3 protein-coding genes are annotated in these 1,706 nt (G+C 36.3%); 1 reads left to right on the top strand and 2 read right to left on the bottom strand.

The features are described 5' to 3' along the window. Positions 1-121: 121 nt before the first annotated feature. Positions 122-382 (top strand): mobilization protein, encoded by a 261-nt coding sequence (locus tag FTV42_RS16670; protein ID WP_179995855.1) that lies wholly within the window; start codon positions 122-124, stop codon positions 380-382. Here the strand turns inward: FTV42_RS16670 and FTV42_RS16665 are convergent. Next, entirely contained in the window at positions 368-526 is a 159-nt protein-coding gene (locus FTV42_RS16665) for a hypothetical protein (protein ID WP_179991813.1), read from the bottom strand. The two genes, FTV42_RS16670 and FTV42_RS16665, sit on opposite strands and share 15 nt — an antisense overlap. After that, positions 519-1,460, bottom strand: coding sequence for a replication initiation protein RepM (gene repM, locus FTV42_RS16660; RefSeq protein WP_180039235.1), 942 nt, complete (start codon positions 1,458-1,460; stop codon positions 519-521). The genes FTV42_RS16665 and repM overlap by 8 nt, the downstream gene beginning before the upstream one ends. Positions 1,461-1,706: the final 246 nt, after the last annotated feature.

Raw genomic sequence — 1,706 nt, 5'->3', positions numbered from 1 at the left:
TAATGAAATTAGTTTGGGAAAGTGCGCCCTTCGGGGAAAACCATTATAGCTTAGGAAGGCATTGAATCTCAATGGCAGGTATCCTATGCTCTAATGGTTTTTTAAAGGCTTTGGAATCACAATGGGTATTGAATCTTTAGATCAGAAAATTGCAAAACAACAAGAGAAGTTAAACCAGTTAAAAGCGCAAAAACAGGCTGCTTTAGCAAGAGAAAAGGCAAAACAAAAAGCACAAGAAAGAAAGGACGACACTAGACGTAAAATTTTACTGGGTTCTTTCTTGATGAAACAAATGGAAGATGAAGCGCAGAAACAAAAAATACTCGCTGAAATCAACGAGTATTTAACAGAAGATCGTGACAGAAAGCTATTTGGACTGTGATTTTTTAATCTCTGCTAATTTACGATTTCTTTCTTCAAGGTGTGCCTTAAGCCCATTATTGATAGGGTGTTCAGGGTTTTTTGCTGCTTCATTTTGCAATCTATGGACTTCTTTACGAACTTCCATAATATCTTTTTTAGTCATGACTAAATCCAGCTTTCTCTAAAATTGGGTAAAGCTCTCTAAATTTTTCAGGCTGTAAAAGCATTTCAGCGATACGAACAGCAAATTGCTGATAGCTTTCTGTACCTTGAGAATACTTAGACATTTCAGGCATTTCAGACATTTTGTTTGCAAATAAATGACGTTGTGCATCGGTCATTTTTATAAAAAAGTCAGGTGTGTTTGGATCTCGCTTGAGGTCTTTCGGTTTTTCAATTTTCGGCTGTTGCTTTTGCTTAAACTTAAATGAAAAGCCGCTAATAGTGCGCCCTTTTTTATGTTGTTCTACTTTTACAGTTATATCAGTGTGTTCATTGATTTGTTTGATTGCTGGTTCTAGCACACGGCTTTTAAAGTTATTCATTGCCGTGTATTCATTATCGCCTACGCCTAATCTATTTCTAAATTCTGATAGCTCAATCTCAGGTACTTTACCTGTAGCTCGCCAAGCTATCAGCATTTCATAAAGCCTTATAGCGTACTTGCTTGTAAGCTGTGCGACTTGCTTCAGTTGGTAGCTTGTAAAATGCTGCTCAAGCCTTGTGATCAATGGTACAACGTCAGGCGCAAACGTAACTTCTAAGGTTGCTGTCGCATCAATATACTTAATACGGCTTACCCATCTTGACCTTACTACACCTAAATTTCCTTGCTTGTCAGGTTCTTTAAATGAGAATTGACGATCAAACAGGTTATTTACGGCTTCTTTCAACGCTTTATAAGCACCGCTATTGCTCACATCAAAACGACTAGCGTAGTCGTGTGCGTGAATTTCTAATTTGCTATCAGATGTAATGCCTTGCCCAGTTTCCCTAGCATTAATAATCGCTAAAAGGATTAAGCGCTGTTCTGTTACTTCAAGGTTGTAACTCGCATTAATCAAGGCGTTATCTTTCACAACAAGCTCGTTTTTCATATTAAAAGGGTTCAATTATATTTATAAAGATACACATTACACCAATGTATCAATAGATACAATTCCTATAATGGTGCTAAATGCGGAGTAATTGTATCTTTATAACGGAGTAATTGTATCTTTATAACGGAGTAATTGTATCTTTATAACGGAGTAATTGTATCTTTATATGCTCTGAAAGCCTTGCTATGCTTATGTTTCAGCTTTTCCATAAACATTTAACAGCTGTAATGTATATTAACAGTG

This window comes from Acinetobacter sp. YH16052 (assembly GCF_013417155.1).
In the GTDB taxonomy this organism is placed as follows: domain Bacteria; phylum Pseudomonadota; class Gammaproteobacteria; order Pseudomonadales; family Moraxellaceae; genus Acinetobacter.
This window is presented reverse-complemented; position numbering and strand designations above follow the sequence as displayed.